Source organism: Pedobacter sp. UBA5917, assembly GCF_002432345.1.
Taxonomy (GTDB): Bacteria; Bacteroidota; Bacteroidia; order Sphingobacteriales; family Sphingobacteriaceae; genus Pedobacter.
Map to the genome: position 1 here is coordinate 1 of NZ_DJDT01000260.1, position 18,443 is coordinate 18,443.

Annotated in this window: 21 protein-coding genes; 15 read left to right on the plus strand and 6 right to left on the minus strand. The window is 38.1% G+C overall.

From position 1 onward, the window contains the following. Window positions 1–87 precede the first annotated feature (87 nt). The 5 genes from B2V92_RS17345 to B2V92_RS17365 all read left to right on the plus strand — a co-directional run bounded on the left by B2V92_RS17345 (window position 88) and on the right by B2V92_RS17365 (window position 3,443). Entirely contained in the window at window positions 88–1,197 is a 1,110-nt protein-coding gene (locus tag B2V92_RS17345; protein ID WP_293310467.1) for a lactonase family protein, read from the plus strand. A gap of 16 nt (window positions 1,198–1,213) precedes the next feature. Continuing rightward, entirely contained in the window at window positions 1,214–1,708 is a 495-nt protein-coding gene (locus B2V92_RS17350; protein ID WP_293310469.1) for an SRPBCC family protein, read from the plus strand. 108 nt (window positions 1,709–1,816) lie between these two features. Continuing rightward, the gene (locus tag B2V92_RS17355; RefSeq protein WP_422662146.1) at window positions 1,817–2,239 is read left to right on the plus strand and encodes a GIY-YIG nuclease family protein; all 423 of its coding nucleotides are present in this window, start codon (window positions 1,817–1,819) and stop codon (window positions 2,237–2,239) included. A gap of 561 nt (window positions 2,240–2,800) precedes the next feature. Further along, complete coding sequence (locus tag B2V92_RS17360) at window positions 2,801–3,178, plus strand: hypothetical protein (RefSeq protein WP_293310471.1); 378 nt, start codon at window positions 2,801–2,803, stop codon at window positions 3,176–3,178. Window positions 3,179–3,254: 76 nt separating this feature from the next. Continuing rightward, window positions 3,255–3,443, plus strand: a complete 189-nt coding sequence (locus B2V92_RS17365) for a hypothetical protein (RefSeq protein ID WP_293310473.1) — start codon at window positions 3,255–3,257, stop codon at window positions 3,441–3,443. A 54-nt stretch (window positions 3,444–3,497) separates the two neighbouring features. On the opposite strand, the gene B2V92_RS17370 is transcribed toward B2V92_RS17365, so the two are convergent. The 4 genes from B2V92_RS17370 to tilS form a co-directional block, all read right to left on the minus strand. Next, window positions 3,498–3,944 carry a KTSC domain-containing protein gene (locus B2V92_RS17370; RefSeq protein WP_293310475.1) on the minus strand — a complete coding sequence of 149 codons (447 nt, stop codon included), beginning with the start codon at window positions 3,942–3,944 and terminating at the stop codon, window positions 3,498–3,500. Window positions 3,945–4,163: 219 nt separating this feature from the next. Continuing rightward, entirely contained in the window at window positions 4,164–5,306 is a 1,143-nt protein-coding gene (gene bshA, locus B2V92_RS17375) for an N-acetyl-alpha-D-glucosaminyl L-malate synthase BshA (protein WP_293310477.1), read from the minus strand. Window positions 5,307–5,424: 118 nt separating this feature from the next. Continuing rightward, on the minus strand, window positions 5,425–5,913 hold the full coding sequence (locus B2V92_RS17380; RefSeq protein WP_113950292.1) for a hypothetical protein: 489 nt from the start codon (window positions 5,911–5,913) through the stop codon (window positions 5,425–5,427). Beyond that, on the minus strand, window positions 5,914–7,245 hold the full coding sequence (gene tilS, locus B2V92_RS17385) for a tRNA lysidine(34) synthetase TilS (RefSeq protein ID WP_293310480.1): 1,332 nt from the start codon (window positions 7,243–7,245) through the stop codon (window positions 5,914–5,916). Between the two features lie 65 nt (window positions 7,246–7,310). Here tilS and B2V92_RS17390 point away from each other — a divergent pair, with 65 nt between their 5' ends. Then, window positions 7,311–9,746 (plus strand): OstA-like protein, encoded by a 2,436-nt coding sequence (locus tag B2V92_RS17390; RefSeq protein ID WP_293310482.1) that lies wholly within the window; start codon window positions 7,311–7,313, stop codon window positions 9,744–9,746. Window positions 9,747–10,001: 255 nt separating this feature from the next. Here B2V92_RS17390 and B2V92_RS17395 read toward each other — a convergent pair whose 3' ends face one another. Next, a complete protein-coding gene (locus B2V92_RS17395) occupies window positions 10,002–10,577 on the minus strand; it encodes a non-canonical purine NTP diphosphatase (RefSeq protein WP_293310484.1) in 576 nt (191 codons plus the stop codon). A 109-nt stretch (window positions 10,578–10,686) separates the two neighbouring features. Beyond that, window positions 10,687–11,340, minus strand: a complete 654-nt coding sequence (locus B2V92_RS17400; RefSeq protein WP_293310486.1) for a hypothetical protein — start codon at window positions 11,338–11,340, stop codon at window positions 10,687–10,689. 140 nt (window positions 11,341–11,480) lie between these two features. Here B2V92_RS17400 and B2V92_RS17405 point away from each other — a divergent pair, with 140 nt between their 5' ends. From B2V92_RS17405 to B2V92_RS17445, 9 genes are all read left to right on the plus strand, one after another. Beyond that, window positions 11,481–12,032: a hypothetical protein gene (locus tag B2V92_RS17405; RefSeq protein WP_293310504.1), complete on the plus strand. Its 552-nt coding sequence runs from the start codon at window positions 11,481–11,483 to the stop codon at window positions 12,030–12,032. Window positions 12,033–12,086: 54 nt separating this feature from the next. Beyond that, window positions 12,087–13,445 carry a peptidylprolyl isomerase gene (locus tag B2V92_RS17410; RefSeq protein ID WP_293310488.1) on the plus strand — a complete coding sequence of 453 codons (1,359 nt, stop codon included), beginning with the start codon at window positions 12,087–12,089 and terminating at the stop codon, window positions 13,443–13,445. A 5-nt stretch (window positions 13,446–13,450) separates the two neighbouring features. Then, a complete protein-coding gene (locus B2V92_RS17415) occupies window positions 13,451–14,413 on the plus strand; it encodes an AAA family ATPase (protein WP_293310490.1) in 963 nt (320 codons plus the stop codon). A gap of 804 nt (window positions 14,414–15,217) precedes the next feature. Beyond that, entirely contained in the window at window positions 15,218–15,514 is a 297-nt protein-coding gene (locus B2V92_RS17420) for a hypothetical protein (RefSeq protein ID WP_293310492.1), read from the plus strand. Between the two features lie 146 nt (window positions 15,515–15,660). Then, the gene (locus B2V92_RS17425; RefSeq protein WP_293310494.1) at window positions 15,661–16,146 is read left to right on the plus strand and encodes a DinB family protein; all 486 of its coding nucleotides are present in this window, start codon (window positions 15,661–15,663) and stop codon (window positions 16,144–16,146) included. 9 nt (window positions 16,147–16,155) lie between these two features. Next, a complete protein-coding gene (locus tag B2V92_RS17430; RefSeq protein ID WP_293310496.1) occupies window positions 16,156–16,743 on the plus strand; it encodes a class I SAM-dependent methyltransferase in 588 nt (195 codons plus the stop codon). Further along, on the plus strand, window positions 16,740–17,243 hold the full coding sequence (locus B2V92_RS17435; protein WP_293310498.1) for a hypothetical protein: 504 nt from the start codon (window positions 16,740–16,742) through the stop codon (window positions 17,241–17,243). The genes B2V92_RS17430 and B2V92_RS17435 overlap by 4 nt, the downstream gene beginning before the upstream one ends. A 254-nt stretch (window positions 17,244–17,497) precedes the next feature. Further along, complete coding sequence (locus B2V92_RS17440) at window positions 17,498–18,019, plus strand: tetratricopeptide repeat protein (RefSeq protein WP_293310500.1); 522 nt, start codon at window positions 17,498–17,500, stop codon at window positions 18,017–18,019. A gap of 125 nt (window positions 18,020–18,144) precedes the next feature. Then, entirely contained in the window at window positions 18,145–18,333 is a 189-nt protein-coding gene (locus B2V92_RS17445) for a hypothetical protein (RefSeq protein ID WP_293310502.1), read from the plus strand. Window positions 18,334–18,443: the final 110 nt, after the last annotated feature.

Consider the following 18,443-nt stretch of genomic DNA (forward strand, 5'->3'; position numbering starts at 1 on the left):
CTATCACACCTACTCTTATTTGGAATTACAGTATTCCGTTTGCATTAAAATTTTCCCATATTTGTTAAAATCAACATCATCCTTTTTATGAAAAAAATTAGCTCACTGTTTGTACTAACCATACTATCGACTTTAACATTCGCCCAAAAAAGCAATTACAACCTCATTGTGGGCACCTACACTGCACCCGGAAAAAGTGAAGGGATTTATACCTATAATTTCAATACTTCAACAGCAGAAACATCGATAAAAAGTATTGCCAAAAACACTGTAAGTCCGAGTTATGTAGCCATTTCTACAGATCAAAAATATATTTATGCCGTTAATGAAACAGGAGCTGCCAGTACCGTTAGTGCATTTAAATATGATGCAGCCACTGGCAATTTAACTTTTATAAACAAGGTTGATAGTCATGGTGCCGATCCATGTTACATTACAGCCGATGCCAAAAACGTAATTGTGGCTAATTATAGCGGTGGTAGCTTGGCCGTATTCCAACGCAATGCAAATGGTTCCTTAACCGAAGCCGGCCAGGTAATCAAACATACCGGAAAAAGCATCGACCCTAAAGGCCGGCAGCAAAGTGCGCACGTACACATGACTGTATTTACACCAGATCATAAATATCTAATTGTTAACGATCTGGGAGAAGATCAAACTTATATTTATAACTACAATCCAACCGGGAAAGAAAAAACATTAACGGTTAAATCGGTGCTTAAAACCAATGCCGGTACCGGTCCGAGGCATATTACTTTTAGTCCGAATGGTAAATTTGCCTACTTAGCGCACGAATTTAATGGCAGCATTACCGTTTTTGCATACACAAACGGCAGCTTAACCAAAATCCAGGAAATAGGCACCACGCCACAGGATTTTACCGGCAGGATTGACGGGGCAGACATCCATGTTTCTGCCGACGGAAAATTCCTATACGAAACCAACCGTGGTGATGCGAACAGCATTTCAACTTTTTCCGTTTTACCTACCGGAAAGTTGAAATTCATCGAAACGGTAAGCACGTTGGGTAAAGGGCCAAGAAATTTCACCATCGATCCAACCGGTAAGTTTTTATTGATCGGACATCAATACAGCAACAACGTTGTTATTTTGAACCGTGATAAAACCACAGGGAAATTAACTGATAGCGGCAAAAGGATCGAAGTCGGTTCGCCGGTGTGTTTAGTTTTTAATTAAATCCTAAAATCAGGTTATGGAAAACTTTGACTGGACAAAATTCACGATCAGGATTGCAGTTAAAGCAAAGCTTGAAGAAATCTACAATGCCTGGTCACAGGCCAGCGAAATTGAAAAATGGTTTTTAAGTGATGCTTCATTCACCGATGAAAATGGTGTTTTATTGAGCAAATCACAAAATGCGCTTAAAGGCGACCGGTACAAATGGATCTGGTATCTTTATGATGATATCGAGAATGGAACCGTAACCGAAGCAAACGGTAAAGATGAATTCCAGTTTACTTTTGCAGGCAATTGTTTGGTTGATATTAAACTCCGCGAAGAATTTGAGTACGTTGTTGTAGAGCTTACCCAAAAAAATATCCCAGAAGACGATAATTCTAAAAGAAATATCCGTTTGGGTTGCCATAACGGCTGGAGTTTCTACCTCATTAACTTAAAATCTGTTTACGAAGGTGGATTGGATTTAAGGAATAAGGATAACCGATTTAAACCGATGCTGAATAACTAGGAATGGTTAAATTTCATGATGGATGCTGAAATAAATTCAGCATGACGGAACGATAAAGAAACTTCCCCCGCTACCGTCACCCTGAATTTATTTCAGGGTCTTAACAGCTTGATAGATACCGAAACAAGCTCAATATTATGCAGTGAAAAACTAATTGTATATTTGAATAAGAGTCGTCACCCTGAACTTGTTTCAGGGTCTATTCAGAGGAAACACTTATCACAACCGAATCATGGAGCGAGGTGGCTGCGTTTACATTTTAACCAATCATACCCACACCGTCCTGTATATTGGAGTAACCTCAGAATTGTATTTCAGAATAGTAGAGCACAGAAAAAAGGAACACCAAATTCATTTACGGCCAAATACAATTGCAACAAGCTCGTTTATTACGAACAATTTGATTCTATCGAGGAAGCCATTGCAAAAGAGAAACAATTAAAAAATTGGAAAAGAGCATGGAAAATAAATCTTATTAACGAAAGCAATCCTAATTGGGAGGATTTATTCGATACTATAGAAGAGGATTAAGTTATAGTTACACCACCCCAAGCTGATAACGACGGAATTTAGTTTAAGGTCTTTATAGCATAATGGATACTGAAACAAGTTCAGTATGACGGAACGATAAAACAAGTTCATTCAAGAAACTTCCCCCGCGATCATCACCCTGATCCGATAGCTATCGGATTTATTTCAGGGTCTTTATAGCATGATGGATACTGAAACAAGTTCAGTATGACGGAAATCCCCCGCGACCGTCACCCTGAATTTATTTCAGGGTCTTTATAGCATGATGGATACTGAATCAAGTTCAGTATGACGGAACGATAAAACAAGTTCATTCAAGAAACTTCCCCCGCGATCGTCACCCTGAATTTATTTCAGGGTCTTTATAGCATAATGGATACTGAAACAAGTTCAGTATGACGGAACGATAAAACAAGTTCATTCAAGAAACTTCCCCCGCGATCATCACCCTGAATTTATTTCAGGGTCTTTATAGCATAATGGATACTGAAACAAGTTCAGTATGACGGATCGATTGCATATAGCAGATTAATCAAAATATCCTTACCTTTAAAAAAGAAAATGAACTGTAAATCAACATACTCCGGACAGAAACACTCGAAATGGGCAATAATATTTGCACTGTTTGTGAGTTTGTTTACCTTTTCGAACAGTATTTCCAATTCATTTATTTTCCAGAATAACCCGGTTTTTCAAACAGAATGGGTTGATCAAAAACGTAAAAATTCCTTTGCACCAGCCGTATTCCAGAAAGCACTAAAAAGAACTGCAGCTTGCATAAAAGAATACTTTGCACAAATTTTAACTTTTAACAGATTGTTAATCGCCAAGTTAACACAACTTACCAAAGCAGTCTTATCCATACCAGGCACATCCAGCTTTTTTGTTCAGGAAGCAGCCTTAAACTATCCTTTAGAAATAGATCCAGTAAAAAATTGAGCCTAATATCAGGTTATTCAATTAATTGTTAACAGATCTATTGGTCGAACGACCATGAAATCATCATTTCTAAAAAATGCAGTACTTTAAAAAAGCCATAAGGCTAATGGGATTGGCATTGCTGATCTTTTTAGCTTCCATTGGGTTAGGCGGAGGTGTTCCAATTCCCCCATCAAACAGAAAAGAAAACCATATCGAAATAAAAACAGAGTTAAAAGAGGCAGAAGAGACCGAAAAATTAACTTTTTTAGATATCAGGGAATAAAAAAAGTCCCGATTTTCATCGGGACCTTCTTCTATTATATGTTTATTAATGATTTTAAGCAGGTTCTGCTACCCTTGCTACATTACGGTAAGGGAATTCGTTAAAAATATGGCGGCGGGCGAAACGGCCCGGCGAATCAGCATTTACCAGTTTGATGTAAATTGCCCTTGGCACATCAAAATACTCGTAAGCACTTCCATCAAAAAACTGGATGTTTAAAACAGATTGTTTATATTCAAAATCCTGGATATTCGACAAAGTTGTGGTTTGTGTATAAGTTTCGATATTCTGTTCGCGTGTTTCAGGCGCAATGCTCACCAAGAAATGGTACGCTTCGATAATTTCTTTACTTCTTGCTTCTGCATCCAGTTTCTCTTCTTCCTGCTGAAATTTATCAGGGTGACAATCTTTCATCAGTGTACGGTACACTGATTTAAGCTCTTTTAACTCAGCATTTTTATCTACGTTTAAAAGCTTTCTGTAATCAACTATTTTCTTCATTGGGCTAACCTCTTTTTAATTTTGTTGAAACTATTTTAGAAATTTTCATTTGCAAAACCGTTTCGAGCCGCAAAGATACGATTTATAATCATTTGATTTTGAGAAAGTTTTGTTTTGTTAAATATTAACAATTACCTAACCTTACCGTAAAATCGGACATAAAAAAAGTTTTGCAATATTTATACTGCAAAACTTTATATAAAAAACAAAGCTTAGTAATTAATACTTAGCTTGTAAAGAGTTTTCGATCACCTCTTTATAATAATTGATATATTCTGGCAGAATTTTTTTAAGGTCAAAATCCTGTGCCCTGGTAAAGGCATTTTCTTTAAAACGGTTCAACGTTTCATCATCCTTCAAAATTTCGATCGCATGGGCTGCCATTGCATCAACATCGCCAACATTGCTCATGTAACCGCAAAAGCCATCTACATTAAGTTCAGGCAATCCACCTGCATTAGTAGTGATAATCGGCACTTTGCAGGCCATGGCTTCCAGAGCGGCCAAACCGAAACTTTCCGATTCAGAAGGCATCAGGAACAGATCTGAAACAGACAGAATCTCTTCTACCGCATCCTGTTTACCTAAAAACCTTACATTTTCGCAGATATTGAGCGAACGGCAAAGCTGCTCGTTATAAACACGCTCAGGTCCATCGCCAACCATTAACAGTTTGGATGGGATTACTGCCTGTACCTTTTCAAAGATCTTAATTACATCTTCGGTACGTTTTACCTTCCTGAAGTTACTGGTATGGATTAAAATCCGCTCGTTATTGGGTGCAATTGCTTTTTTGAAGTGATCTTTTGCCTGTAAGCTAAAACGGCTAAAATCTATAAAATTAGGAATTACCTTAATCTCTTTTGTAATCTCGAAATGACGGTAGGTATCTTCTTTTAAATCGTCCGAAACAGTTGTTACACCATCGCTCTGGTTGATCGAAAAAGTTACCACAGGTTTATAGGTTGGATCTTTCCCAACCAAAGTAATATCGGTACCATGAAGGGTGGTTACCACCGGGATATGAATGCCATAACTGGCCAAAATCTGCTTCGCCATAAAGGCTGCAGAAGCATGTGGAATGGCATAGTGAACGTGCAATACATCCAGCTGCTCAAAACGTACAACATCTACCACTTTGCTGGCCAATGCCGATTCGTAAGGGGCGTAATCAAAAAGCGGATAATTCCTTACCGAAACCTCATGGTAAAAAAGGTTTTCAGAAAAGAAATCAAGCCTGGCCGGCTGACTATAAGTGATAAAGTGAACCTGGTGCCCTTCGTTAGCAAGTGCTTTACCAAGTTCTGTTGCAACTACTCCACTACCGCCAAAAGTGGGGTAGCAAACAATTCCTATCTTCATTATAAACGTATTGTTGTTACCGCAAATGTACCCGATTTTAATCTATAATGCATGTCGGCCTATTGCAATAATAAAGACTAGGTATTAAGTAGATATTTCCGCAGAAAAAAGAAATTTATTATTTGAGGTTTCTCATCTCTTCTTTTATCACCAAAAAGAGTTCATTTGGGCGTTGTGTACCGATAAAATACTCCAAACCATCACGATCGGTTAAAACCACGGCATCTTTACCCGATGAGTAAAAACGGATGGTGCCTTTGGTGTGGAGGTTGTACACCGGATTATTGAAAAAATAACGGCTGTAAGTTGCCTTACGCACGTCAACAATGCTGTTTAAATCTATTTTAACACGCTTGGTGGTCCAAAGCCCATCCAAAATCATGCTGCCGTTATCCACTACAATTTTATACTGGATCAGGAAAAGCAATAACATGGAAACACCGATAATGCCAAAGCCCACCACGAGGAACAGATCCTGGGTGTTATCACGGTCGCGCTCGTAAACATAAGCCGCAAAACAGAATGCAGCCATAATCAAACGGATGAAAATGCGGACATAATCGCGGCCGATGTACTGTTTTTCGATATAGGCGTATCTGCTTTCCACTTATTTAATTTTGAGTTCGAATATAGCAACTTTTTTGGTTGCAGTTGTTAATTTATATCGGTTATCCTGCCGCATCCCCACAATCCAGATGATTTCGCCATTTCCATTAACCAAAATCGGCGTGCTGGCTTTCAAATGTAAGGGAACTTTTTCGTCAATAAAATAATCACTTACTTTCTTTGGATTCCGCATCCCCAGAGGAATAAATTTATCGCCATTTTGCCAGTTTCTCAGTATCAGCGGAAAAATCAACTTATCTGCACTTACAAAAGCCTTGTCAGGCCCATTTCCGAATTTTATCTCTTCCGTATACTTTAACGAGATTTCATGACCTGCAAACACAATTTTTTCGTTTGTTGGATGGATAAACTGGTTGGTATTAACCAGATTGTTTTTTTCAACGATTACCAGATCATTCCTGTTAATAATGGCCTGATGTGTTGAACTAAAAAAATGTGTTCCGCTCAGGGCCTTTAAACTATCCAAAATTTCGTGCACTACATTTTCCCCAAAATCAAAAGGCTTCAAAAGTTCGTAAAGCAGTAGTTTCTGTGGATTTAATTTCGCGATCTCCTCCAGCGGGATATAAATCCCATCGGTTCTTTTGGTTATAATCTCAGTCTCTAGTTGCTGTACCTGTACGCTTAAAAAAGTTTCCAGCTCTGCAAAACGGGCAATATTTTCGGCGAAGGTTTTTTCTAAATTCGGGTTAATTTCCTGCAGATGCGGAACAACCTGCAACCTGATTTTATTACGGGTATAATTGGTACTGGCATTCGAGCTGTCTTCTACAAAATCAAGATGTTCTGCCGCTACAGCTTCTTCGATCTGCTGACGGTTTAAGAACAACAATGGCCTGATCAGGCGGTCGCGTTTTGGCAAAATACCATGCAAACCGCTTATTCCTGTACCGCGTGTAAGGTTAATCAGTACTGTTTCTACAGCGTCGTTCTGATGTTGCGCCAGGGCAATATAATCGTATTTCTCCCTAACCCTGATTTCTTCGAACCAGTTGTAACGGAGATCGCGGGCGGCCATCTGCGTAGAAATTTTATTTTCTGCCGCATATTTTTTTGTATCAAAATGCGTTACATAAAAAGGTAACCCTAAATTTTTGGCCAATAGCGCAACAAAACTTTCATCACGTTGTGCCTCATCGCCCCTTAAATTAAAGTTACAATGTGCAACGCCAACATCTACGCCTATTGCTTTAAACAGATGCAACATTAATACCGAATCTTTACCCCCACTTACGGCCAAAAGAATCCTGTTACCACTCACAAACAACTGTTGTTGTTCAATAAAATCCTGAAATTGCCGTAGGGGTAACATCCACCAAAAATATTTAATTTTAACTGGTATTCCGAACGTTCGGAACAAAAAACTAACTTTGTAGTGTGCAAAAACTATTTGTCTTTTTATTTCTCTTAATCAGCCCGGTATTTTTATTCGGTCAGCAACCTGCTTCAAAAATTAAAATTGTATCATTCTCCAAAATAACAGGCGATGTTAAAAACAAGGTTAGTTATTTACGGAATCCTGTTTTCCAACAGGACAACGCTACTTTAACATGCGATAGTGCTATTTTTTATAGTGAGCGGAACTATTTTGAGGCCTACAAAAATGTGCACATCAACCAGGGCCTCACAAATATTTATTCTGATCAACTAGAATACGACGGGAATAAAAAACATGCGCATTTAACCGGAAATGTGATAATGAAAGATTCTAGCTCTACATTAACCACCAATATTTTGGATTATAATACGCTGAGTAAAATTGGAACTTACACCAGTGGTGGTAAAATTGTAAATAAAGAAGTAATAGTAACCAGTAAAAATGGCTATTATTTTAGTCAGGGCTACAGCCGCGAAGGTAGCGATGCATATTTTAGATATGATGTAGTGGTGGTTACACCGCAGGCAACCATCAAATCTGATACGATGAGTTACAACACTAAAAATAAATGGACCTACTTTTATGGTCCAACCAATATCAAAGGCAAAGATGACAACCTGTACACCGAAAATGGCCAGTACAACACCACAACGGAAGACGCCTTTTTTGGCAAGAAAAATCTTTATACGCAAGGCACACGATCTTTAAAGGGAGATAGTTTATATTATTTTGGTAAGCAGGGAGTTGGTAAAGCGGTTAAGAACATTGTTTTCTCTGATACGAAAGATAAGATGAAAATGTTCGGCGATTTAGGTTATTATTATAAAGTAGATCAGCGGACATTGGTAACCAGAAATGCTTATCTGGGTATTGGTACCGAAGATTCGGTGATGGTAAAGAATAAAAAAAGGCCCGATAGTTTATGGATGGGTGCAGATACCCTGGAAACGCAGATGGTATTGCAAAAAAACTTAAAACTGATCCCTAAAATTTCGATTAAGGCTGATAATCAGGTTGGAGAAGACGATGAAGACGGAGGAAAGAAAGAAAAATCGGAACCTAAGGAGAAACCTGAAATCCAGACCCCTCAAAAAGACGACAGGAACAAACGGAATGCGGCCAGGAAAAAGAAAAAGGGTAAAGGTGAGGCTGAAATTGAAGATGCGTTAAACCTAAAGGATAAAAGCCTTGATAGTTTAAAAACGAAAGTAGATTCACTTGGTAAAGGAATGCCTAAAATTAGTCTGGATAGTTTGCAAAAGGGCAATGTTTTGAAGGGTAAGGCCGATTCTATTATCAAAAACCTGCCTAAACTCAAAACAGATAGCCTGCAGAAAAAGATACTGGATAAGGCAGGGCCTATTGCAAAAGACCTTTCGAAAACAAAGATCGATAGTTTACAGAAAAAGGTAAGCGAAAAAGCAGCTCCGATTGTTAAAGACCTTTCGAAGGCAAAAATTGATAGTCTGCAGAAAAAATTAATAAAACCAGGTGTTAAAGATAGTTTAACAAAAGCTATCGGAAATTTAAAATTGGGCAAAGCCAACGATACTGCTAAATTTAATCCGGCCGATACCGTTCAATCGCGTATTATTAAGGCCTACCACGGTGTTAAGATCTTTAAAACGAATATACAGGCCAAAACCGATAGTCTTTTTTACACCAGTGCCGATTCTACTCTGCGCTGTTACAGCAATCCTATTATATGGTCGGAAGGTTCGCAACAGGTTGGCGATACCATTTATGTGCAGTTCAAAAATAAGAAGCTAAATAACCTACAGGCCATCAGAAATGCCTTTTTGGTAAATACCCCAACCGATTCGTTAAGGTTTAACCAGATAAAAGGCCGGTTAATGACAGGTTTCTTTTATAACGGAAAACTAAAAACAATGTATGTTGACGGTAACGCAGAAAGCATTTATTACACCCAGGACGACAGCACGAAGGTTTACAAAGAAATGAACCAGACACTGAGCAGCAGGATAAAATTTATTTTTAAGGACAAGGAAAACGCAATAGAAAATATTGTTTATATCAAAGGCGTTGAGGGAGCCTTAAATCCGGAAAATGAAATTGCAAAAGACCATGCCTTAAAGGGCTTTTCATGGAAACCAAGCGAACGGCCAAAATCGAAGAAAGATGCAGTTGGTTCGGCCGGAAAACCTAAGCCCAAAATAAAGGCAAAAACAGTTGCCGGTAAAACGGTGGCGGGCACAAAAACAAATACCCCTGCAGCCAAACCGGCATCAACCGTTCCTACTGCCAAACCCAAAACTACACTAGGTAAAGACAGCTTAAACCTGGATAAAAAACTGCCCCAAAATAAACCGGCAGATACTGCGAACTTCGGCATTAAACCCATTTTACCTAAAAAAGATACCGTTCAGGTGAAAAAAGATACTACCCAGGTAAAAAAATTGGTTGGTAAAATGTAATTTATTCTTAGAGTCGTCACCCTGAATTCATTTCAGGGTCTACCTTGCAGGAAAGATGCTGACCACGAAGTAGCTATTAGACATTTAAAAACAATAAAAACAGCTAATAAAATAAATTCAGCATGACGATCACGTTAAATAAATCGCTGATAGATTTCTCCCCTACGGTCGAAATGACGATTTATCCCTCATTAAAAACTTATTCAAACATCTTTCTCTCTAATTGACCCTGAAATAAATTCAGGGTGACGGTACTCAAGAGCCCTTCAAAAACATCATCATTTTCTTCAACGCAATTGCCCTATGGCTGATTTTATTCTTCAGGTCCATATCCATTTCGGCAAAAGTGATATCGTATCCATCGGGCTGAAAGATTGGATCGTAGCCAAAGCCTTTTGATCCGGAGATCTCTTCCCTGATTGTACCTTCGATCACACCCTCAAAAATATGGTTCTGTCCATCCTGCATCAGCGAAATCACAGTTTTAAAACGGGCTTTCCTGTTACTGTTTCCTTCCAGTTTTTTTAAAACGAGCCTAATATTTTCCGCACTGTCCCTGCTTCCCGAATATCTGGCCGAATAAACGCCTGGTTCGTTATTTAAAGCAACTACTTCCATACCACTATCGTCAGCAAAACAATCCAGGTTAAAATGCTCAACAACATAACCGCTTTTCAAGCTGGCGTTTCCTTCAAAAGTATCAGATGTTTCAGGAATATCCACAAAACAACCAATGTCTTCCAAATTCAGTACTTCATATTCACCTTCCAGCGCGGCACGTATTTCTTCTGTTTTATGTTGGTTATTGGTAGCAAATACAAGTTTTTTCATTTTAAAAGAGGTAAAAGGTTTAGGGTATAAGGCTTAAGGTTTTGGAGTAAAATTCGAATACAATACTCAGTACTTGATTCTAGATACTTGATACTACAATACCAAGTCCTTATTTAATCTTCTGCAGATGCCCCCAAAGGGTTTTCTTGGCTGTGATATCACTATCGAGATGATGGAGGTTTGGCGCGAAGATAATTTTGGTGCTTTCGTGCATGATGATTTCATTCTGCCAGCTAAGGTCCAGTTTTAGTTCTGCAACCTCTACCCCGAAAGATAACATGATAACAGGTTTGAAAAAACGGTGCAGTTCCACATAATCTGTTCCTTTATAGTTTGCATAGTTCAATAGGGCAAAATCGGGTGTACCCAGATCAACCGCCTTAACAATTTTCCGCAGCAGTTCCCTCCCCTGTTCAGTACTCACATCATGCTGTTGATCGTTCACCAAAATCAGTACCATTTTTTTATTCCCGCCCAAAAATTTAAACGTTTTTTCGGGCTTCGGTTCCTCCACAATACGCGGAATTTCAGGTGCTTGGGGATAAACTTTTGGTATCTGTGTAGATTTAATTTCAGGAATCTGGATGTTTTCTGTATTTAAAACCATTTCCTTTTCTGCTACAATGGCAACATTTTCGGCCGCAAAAACCGGCTCTGGATTACGTAAAGGCAGAATTTCTACACTTTCATCTTTCACCACGAAAACCTCATCGGTAAAAAATAAACGTAAAGCATTCGCATTGTTGGTAACCTGGTTTTCCATTCGTATTTTTGTAGGATAATAATTTCTGTTAAAATTAGTTAAATATCTTATAATAGCGCCGCTAATTGTTACTTTTATCCCTTAAAATTTATAGAGTGCTCTGTGTGAGGAAAGCTTATTGCTTATTTGTTTTCAGCTTGATGTACGGCGTTTCGTATGCACAGAATGTTGCTGTGGTTAACGGTAAATCGATAAGCGCCAGGGAGTTTATGTGGGCTTACAAAAAAAGCCATAACGGAAACATCAGTGTGGCTTATGATACCCTGCAAAGCTATTTGAACCTTTACATAAATTTTAAACTTAAAGTTTTGGATGCCCGCGATATGGGACTTGATAAAAGTGCCAGCTATCAGGAGGAGATCAAAACCTATGAGGACGCCTTAACGACACATAAAAAAGTTGGGGTAAGCAATAAAGACCGTGATTTTTTATTGAACGAATACCGCGAAGGTGTTTTAATGTTCAACGTTTCGGAACAGAAAATCTGGAACAAAGCGCAGGAAGATGATCAGGCGATAAATGATTTTTACACCAAAAATCAAAAAAACTATAATAAACCTTTAAACGAAGTTAGGGGTGAAGTAATTGCCGACTATCAACAAAGTTTGGAAGAAAAATGGCTAAAAAGCCTTAAACAGAAATATCAGGTAAGGATTAACGAAAATGAGCTTAAAAAACTCGCCAGGTTATAACCAAACTGATAGAGTTGACCATAAATATTAAATTTGCAAAATATAACAAATAGAATGAAGAAAGTTTTTTTAGTAGCAACCGCTTTAATTTGCCTGTTTTTAAACAGTTATGCACAAAAGCATACTGTAGATAAAGTTGCTGCTGTTGTAGGAAATAATATTATCCTGCTATCAGATTTGAACCAACAATACACACAATATCTTTATCAGGGAAATACGCCCAATGATGAGATCAAATGTAAAATTTTACAGCAGACCCTAACCCAGAAACTGCTTAAACAACAGGCCGAAATCGATTCGGTAATGGTTGAGGATGGTGCGGTTGACGATGAGGTGAACAAACGTATGCGTTACAGTATGCAGCGCGCGGGCGGTCAGGAGCGTTTAGAGCAATTTTTGAACAAATCGGTTCTTCAGTATAAAGATGAGATCAGACCATCGGTAAAAGATGAATTGATTGCGCAGAAAATGCAGCAAAAAATTACAGAAAACATCAATGTTACGCCAATGGAAGTAGAAAAATACTTCAAATCATTGGGCGATAGCATCCCTGAATTTAATACCGAAGTTGAAGTTGGTGAGGTAATTTTAAACCCACAGTTAACCAGGGCCGAGAAACAGAAATTCCGTGATAAAATCGAATCATTACGCTTAAGGGTTAAAGCTGGAGAAGATATGGGCGTTTTGGCAAAAACCTATTCAGAAGATCCGGGTTCGGCAGCTGATGGTGGTGATTATGGTTTTATCGACAGAAATACCATGGTAAAAGAATTTACCGCATGGGCCTTTAAATTAAAAGCGGGGGAAATTTCACCTGTTTTCGAAACAGATTATGGTTTCCACTTTTTACAGGTATTGGAGCGCCGTGGTGAGCAGGTGCACGTTAGGCACATCTTAATTATGCCTAAAACCACGCCCGAAAGTTTAACCCGTTTAAAACTTCATGCAGATAGTATCTATAATAACATTATCGGCAAAAAATTAAGCTTTGCTGCTGCTGCAAACCTGTACTCAGATAATAAAGAAACTAAATATAATGGTGGTATGATGCTGAATGCTGAAAATGTTCAGGCAAGAAGTACTTTCATTCCGGTTGATAAATTGGATCCATCGGTGTTTTTGGTAATCGACAGCATGAAAATCGGTGGTGTTTCCAAACCTGACTTATTTACTGCGGCTGATGGAAAACAGGGTTACCGCATTTTATATCTAAAATCGAAAATACCTCCGCACAAGGCAAATATGAAACAGGATTTCCCAAAAATCAGGGATGCTGCACAAAGTGATAAAATTAATCGTACTTTAAGCGAATGGTTTCAAAAGCGCCGCGAAAATACTTACATTAAAATCGACGACGAATTTAATACCTGTGATGAATTAAAAATCTGGACTAAAACCACAGCCGCAAAATAACACCAATGCAGTATAAGAACGAAGTAGAAGCTGTTGATGCACTTCACCAATCTTTCAACAATATTAAAGCCGAAATAAGCAAGGTAGTTGTTGGACAGGATGACATCATAAAATCTGTTTTAATCGCCATTTTTAGCAACGGACACTGTTTGTTGGTTGGCGTACCCGGATTAGCTAAAACTTTACTTGTACAAACCGTGGCGTCTGTTTTAGACCTCGATTTCAACAGGATCCAGTTTACGCCCGATTTAATGCCAAGTGACATTATTGGGGCAGAGATTTTAGGAGAAGACAGGCACTTTAAATTTATAAAAGGGCCTGTTTTTTCCAATATTATCCTCGCCGACGAAATTAACCGTACCCCTCCAAAAACCCAGGCCGCACTTTTAGAGGCCATGCAGGAGAAATCGGTAACAGCAGCCGGACAAACACATGTTCTGCCAAAACCATTTTTCGTTCTGGCCACACAAAACCCGATTGAGCAGGAAGGAACCTATCCCCTACCCGAAGCCCAGTTAGACCGTTTCATGTTCAATATCCAGTTAAATTATCCTGCTTTTGCAGATGAATTGAACATCGTAAAAAACACCACCAGTAATAAAACTATCCAGCTGCAGAAGATTATCCATGCAGATGATATCCAATATTTCCAGAAACTGATCCGCGATATTCCTATTACAGACAATGTACTGGAATATGCAGTAAAACTGGCAGCAAAAACCCGTCCGAATACCGAATTTGCTACTGATGCAGTAAACAAATACATCAGCTGGGGTGCAGGCCCACGTGCTTCGCAGTTTTTGGTATTGGGTGCAAAATGCCATGCTGCCGTAACCGGAAAGTATTCGCCTGATATTGAAGATGTAAAAGCCGTTGCCGAACCTATTTTACGCCACCGTATTGTACGTAATTACCGCGCCGAAGCCGAAGGTTTGTCAATCGAAAAAATCATTAAAGATTTATTATAATAGAATCGTCATCTCGACTGAAACGCAGTGAAACGGAGATATCTATTGCAGCAGATTTAGCTTCGCTGAGCACTCCGTGGTTCTCGACTACGTTGCACTCCGCTCGAAATAAGGGACTTCGCTAGTCGGGATTTGTAATCCCGTCTTATGAACTAAGGATTTGAAATCCTTTATAACTTATTTAGGGATCAAAATCCTGACCAACACTTTGGTTACCTTTTTACGTTCCCCGCATTAAGAATAAAAGAGGTAAATGGAAATCGTAAATCCCATCCTTGCATTTATATGGCGAAGGATAATTTCATTAATATTCTTAGTCTTTTATATCGTTAGCTGGATATATACTTTCATATTTTTTCATACCCTGCCGGTAAGTACAAAACCCAGATGTGGCATGCCCGATTTTGGTATGATTGTAAGCATCCTATCTCTCACTTTTATCTACTTTGTCACTTTCCTGATCATTACCCTGGTAAGTAAAGGCCGGTCCAAAAAAGAATTCATGGTTATTTCAGCTATTATTCCTTTACCGATCTACATTGGAATAATCGATATGCTTACTTAAATTTTGTTAGCTGGGATTTTTGATTCTTTAACAGAAAAAACGTCATCTCGACTGAAGCACAGCGGAATGGAGAGATCTAAATCAAAAGTGCTCCCGCCAGTCGGGATTTGTAATCCCGTCTTACGAACTAAGGATTTGAAATCCTTTATCAATAAACTAAAATCTACGATACAACTGGTTACCTTTTATAAAATAATGTATTAAACCTGCAGGATCCCTTCAAATATGGATGCACGATTATGATTTTCGATTTCATCAAAAGGCGTTATATCGCTCTTATTTTGTTATTACCGTACTTCGGCCTTTGGTACCTATGCATTAGCTCTTTTCACACTCCGGCAAATCCATTAAAAAAAAGCTGTGGCGCTGCAAATGCAGGAATGTTATTGCTCATGCTTGCCGCGATAGCCTTTACCAGTATCATATTCCTTGTTTTTATTCTTACCCATAAAGGACAGCAACGTAAAGATTTTACAGCCTTACTTTTACTTACCTATTTCCCTTTAGTTATTGCAATAGCGGATATACTCACCTAAATCAATCTGCCAGTCGGAATCTTGTTATTCGGGATTTGTAATCCCGTCTTTTGAACTGGATTTGAAATCCTTTTACATATCGGTGGGGATTACCCTCCGGCCGACCAAAAAACAAACTCATCATAAAGCATTATATTTGATTAACGATGGAAAACAACAACCTTACCAGGGCCATTGCAGCCCTGATAGATGAGTATAAAAAAGCAGTTAATGAATTGATTGATGTAATCGAACCAATCAGCCAGCAACAACTGCTTCGCACCATTGAGCCAATAAGCACAAATACAGATTGTATTTCTATCCAAACCATTTTAACCCATGTAACCGCTTCGATGTTCAGTTATGCGGTTTATATCGAAAATTCTATCGGCATAGAAAGCATTAGACCTGAAAGATTACAATTTGACCAAGTAGAACATTACATTTCCAGGCTGCGGGAAGCATTTAAATATAATGAAGATTTTTTCAGTAGAAATCCCAACATTACAATGGAAGAATTTGATCAGGCTAAAAAGATCAATACCAACTGGGGGCAGCAGTATGATGTAGAACAGCTGCTCGAACATGCCATTGTTCATATTTTAAGGCATAGGCGGCAAATTAAAAATGCTTTGATTAAATTTAACACTTAAATCTAAAAATTGAGCGCTCAAACCAATTTCTATAACCGCTTTTCATTTTTATATCCACTGGTAGATGTTTTTCTTAAACCCCAGAAGAAAAAATTTTTCAATGAGATCAATCAATTACCCCATGGAAATTTATTGGAAATCGGTGTGGGGAACGGTTCGCATTTCTATCTCTATAAAAACCATAAAATAACGGGTATAGAAATTTCTACATCGATGTTAAATATTGCAAGGAAAAATCAAACAGACAATATCGAACTCTTCCAAATGAACGGGGAAAAATTAGATTTCAAGGATAATATATTCGATTACGTGATTTTATCGCATGTTATTGCTGTTGCAGATGACCCGGAAAAACTGTTAACACAATGCCTCCGTGTTTTAAAACCCAACGGAAAACTGTTTATCTTAAACCATTTCACCCCTGATAACTTTTTAAAATATGTAGACCGGATTTTTAACTTCTGTTCAAAATGGCTTCATTTAAAATCTTTATTTTACATAAAAGACATCAAAGTTACCGATCAGTTTAAGCTGGAAAAAGAAATCGTTTTAAAACCATTCTCTTATTTTAGAATCTTAATTTTCGCTAAGCCTTGAAAAAACACTATTGGTATATTTTCTTTGCGCTGATCATCAGTTTGTTTATCTATGTATTTTACAGAACCGATAAAACACTGATCAACCAAGTAGTAATCCACCTTACCTCTTTTAAAACCTACAATGGCCTTAAAAGTTCGATCAATGCTGCCCTTCCGCTAAATAAATACATCATTTATTCGCTACCAGAAGGTTTATGGGTTTTCTGCATCACTTTAACATCAAAAGAATTCTATTTTAACCTTTATCAAAAACGGATCAATTGTGTTTTTATTCCGCTTGTTTTTGCCATTGGCTTAGAGTTGATGCAGTTATTCCACCTCACCAATGGCCGTTTCGATTTTTTCGACATCTGCATTTCATTGCTTTTTTGGTTCATAGCTGCAAAAATTATCGATACCAAACAAAACTTCGAAAACCTGTTTCATTCGCTCAATCGAAATAACATAATCTGTATATCTAGCTACGCGATAGTTTACTTTGCACACGTAATCAGGTAAAAAAATCATTTTATATTTGCAATTCACTGAAAATAAATATCTTTGCATCAAATTCAAAGAAATGCTACGTCAACTACATATCCAAAAAATGCACTTTAGCCAGTCTTGTGGCATAAAGGGTTTGGGTATTGATGTAAATTTCCTTCCCAACCCTTAGTGTTTTTGCCATCAAAGCATAAAACCCAAATTCAAAAATCAATTTAATTACCCATTTGCTAAGCCATTACCGCTTATCAAAATTTAATATATCCGTTATGGACATTTATACTACTGTAGATGAAAAATATCTACAGGCCATTGAAGAACTGCACTGGGGCGAACTGCCTAAAGCACTTCAGTATTTTAATGAGCTTATTTCTTTCGACCCTGATTATGCCAGGGCCTATTTTCAGCTGGGAGAAATTTACCACGATCATTTTAAGGATTACAAAACAGCAGGTTACTATTACAAACGCTGCACCGAACTGGATGCCGATTTTCCTGAAGTTTATGGCCCTTATTTAAAACTGGTGATCACCCTTAAAATGCATAAACTGGTAAAACAGATCGCTGATAAAGCTTTAAGTGTTGCCGGTGTTTGCGAGGCGCATATTTATGAAAGTCTGGGTTTACATGCCGAGCAACAGCAAAATTTTGCAGAAGCAGCCAGCTATTTCAAAAAAGCAGAAATGTTCAATGCCATACAGGATGAGCACAATGCATTGCTCGAACATCAGAACCGCATCAAAAGCAAAATGAACAGTACAAAAAAAATGATTTACGATCTGCAGGGATAAAAGGCTTGGCCTTTTATCCTGATGCTTTTGTATACAAATCGCCATTTAATCTTTTTATTTTAATTTTGTTATTATCTTTACCGCACAATTACAAAGCATAAATTTTAAAATCAAAAATATTCGATATGTCAGCTCACGATTCACATGCGCCTGTTCAACAAACTAAAGGCATTTGGGCATTACCATTAACTGCCTGGATTATTGTTTTAATCCTGCTTGTGGCTTTCACAAGACCAATTTTCCCAGGTCATGAAAAAGCTTCTCACGACGAAACAGAAGGTCACCAAACAGAGGCTACCGAATCGCACCACTAGGCATTAGTAAAGTCATAAAAAAAGCGCTGAAATCAGCGCTTTTTTTGTTTCTACTGGTTGGTGTCACACCAACCAGCTAAACTAGTCTATCGGTCGGTGAGAAACCGACC

Excerpts from the sequence above, each read along its gene's own strand:
- B2V92_RS17345 (WP_293310467.1), top strand. The coding sequence starts at position 88 with ATGAAAAAAATTAGCTCACTGTTTGTACTAACCATACTATCGACTTTA.
- B2V92_RS17350 (WP_293310469.1), top strand. The coding sequence starts at position 1,214 with ATGGAAAACTTTGACTGGACAAAATTCACGATCAGGATTGCAGTTAAA.
- B2V92_RS17360 (WP_293310471.1), top strand. The coding sequence starts at position 2,801 with ATGAACTGTAAATCAACATACTCCGGACAGAAACACTCGAAATGGGCA.
- B2V92_RS17365 (WP_293310473.1), top strand. The coding sequence starts at position 3,255 with ATGCAGTACTTTAAAAAAGCCATAAGGCTAATGGGATTGGCATTGCTG.
- B2V92_RS17370 (WP_293310475.1), bottom strand. The coding sequence starts at position 3,944 with ATGAAGAAAATAGTTGATTACAGAAAGCTTTTAAACGTAGATAAAAAT.
- bshA (WP_293310477.1), bottom strand. The coding sequence starts at position 5,306 with ATGAAGATAGGAATTGTTTGCTACCCCACTTTTGGCGGTAGTGGAGTA.
- tilS (WP_293310480.1), bottom strand. The coding sequence starts at position 7,245 with ATGTTACCCCTACGGCAATTTCAGGATTTTATTGAACAACAACAGTTG.
- B2V92_RS17395 (WP_293310484.1), bottom strand. The coding sequence starts at position 10,577 with ATGAAAAAACTTGTATTTGCTACCAATAACCAACATAAAACAGAAGAA.
- B2V92_RS17400 (WP_293310486.1), bottom strand. The coding sequence starts at position 11,340 with ATGGAAAACCAGGTTACCAACAATGCGAATGCTTTACGTTTATTTTTT.
- B2V92_RS17405 (WP_293310504.1), top strand. The coding sequence starts at position 11,481 with ATGTACGGCGTTTCGTATGCACAGAATGTTGCTGTGGTTAACGGTAAA.
- B2V92_RS17410 (WP_293310488.1), top strand. The coding sequence starts at position 12,087 with ATGAAGAAAGTTTTTTTAGTAGCAACCGCTTTAATTTGCCTGTTTTTA.
- B2V92_RS17415 (WP_293310490.1), top strand. The coding sequence starts at position 13,451 with ATGCAGTATAAGAACGAAGTAGAAGCTGTTGATGCACTTCACCAATCT.
- B2V92_RS17420 (WP_293310492.1), top strand. The coding sequence starts at position 15,218 with ATGATTTTCGATTTCATCAAAAGGCGTTATATCGCTCTTATTTTGTTA.
- B2V92_RS17425 (WP_293310494.1), top strand. The coding sequence starts at position 15,661 with ATGGAAAACAACAACCTTACCAGGGCCATTGCAGCCCTGATAGATGAG.
- B2V92_RS17440 (WP_293310500.1), top strand. The coding sequence starts at position 17,498 with ATGGACATTTATACTACTGTAGATGAAAAATATCTACAGGCCATTGAA.
- B2V92_RS17445 (WP_293310502.1), top strand. The coding sequence starts at position 18,145 with ATGTCAGCTCACGATTCACATGCGCCTGTTCAACAAACTAAAGGCATT.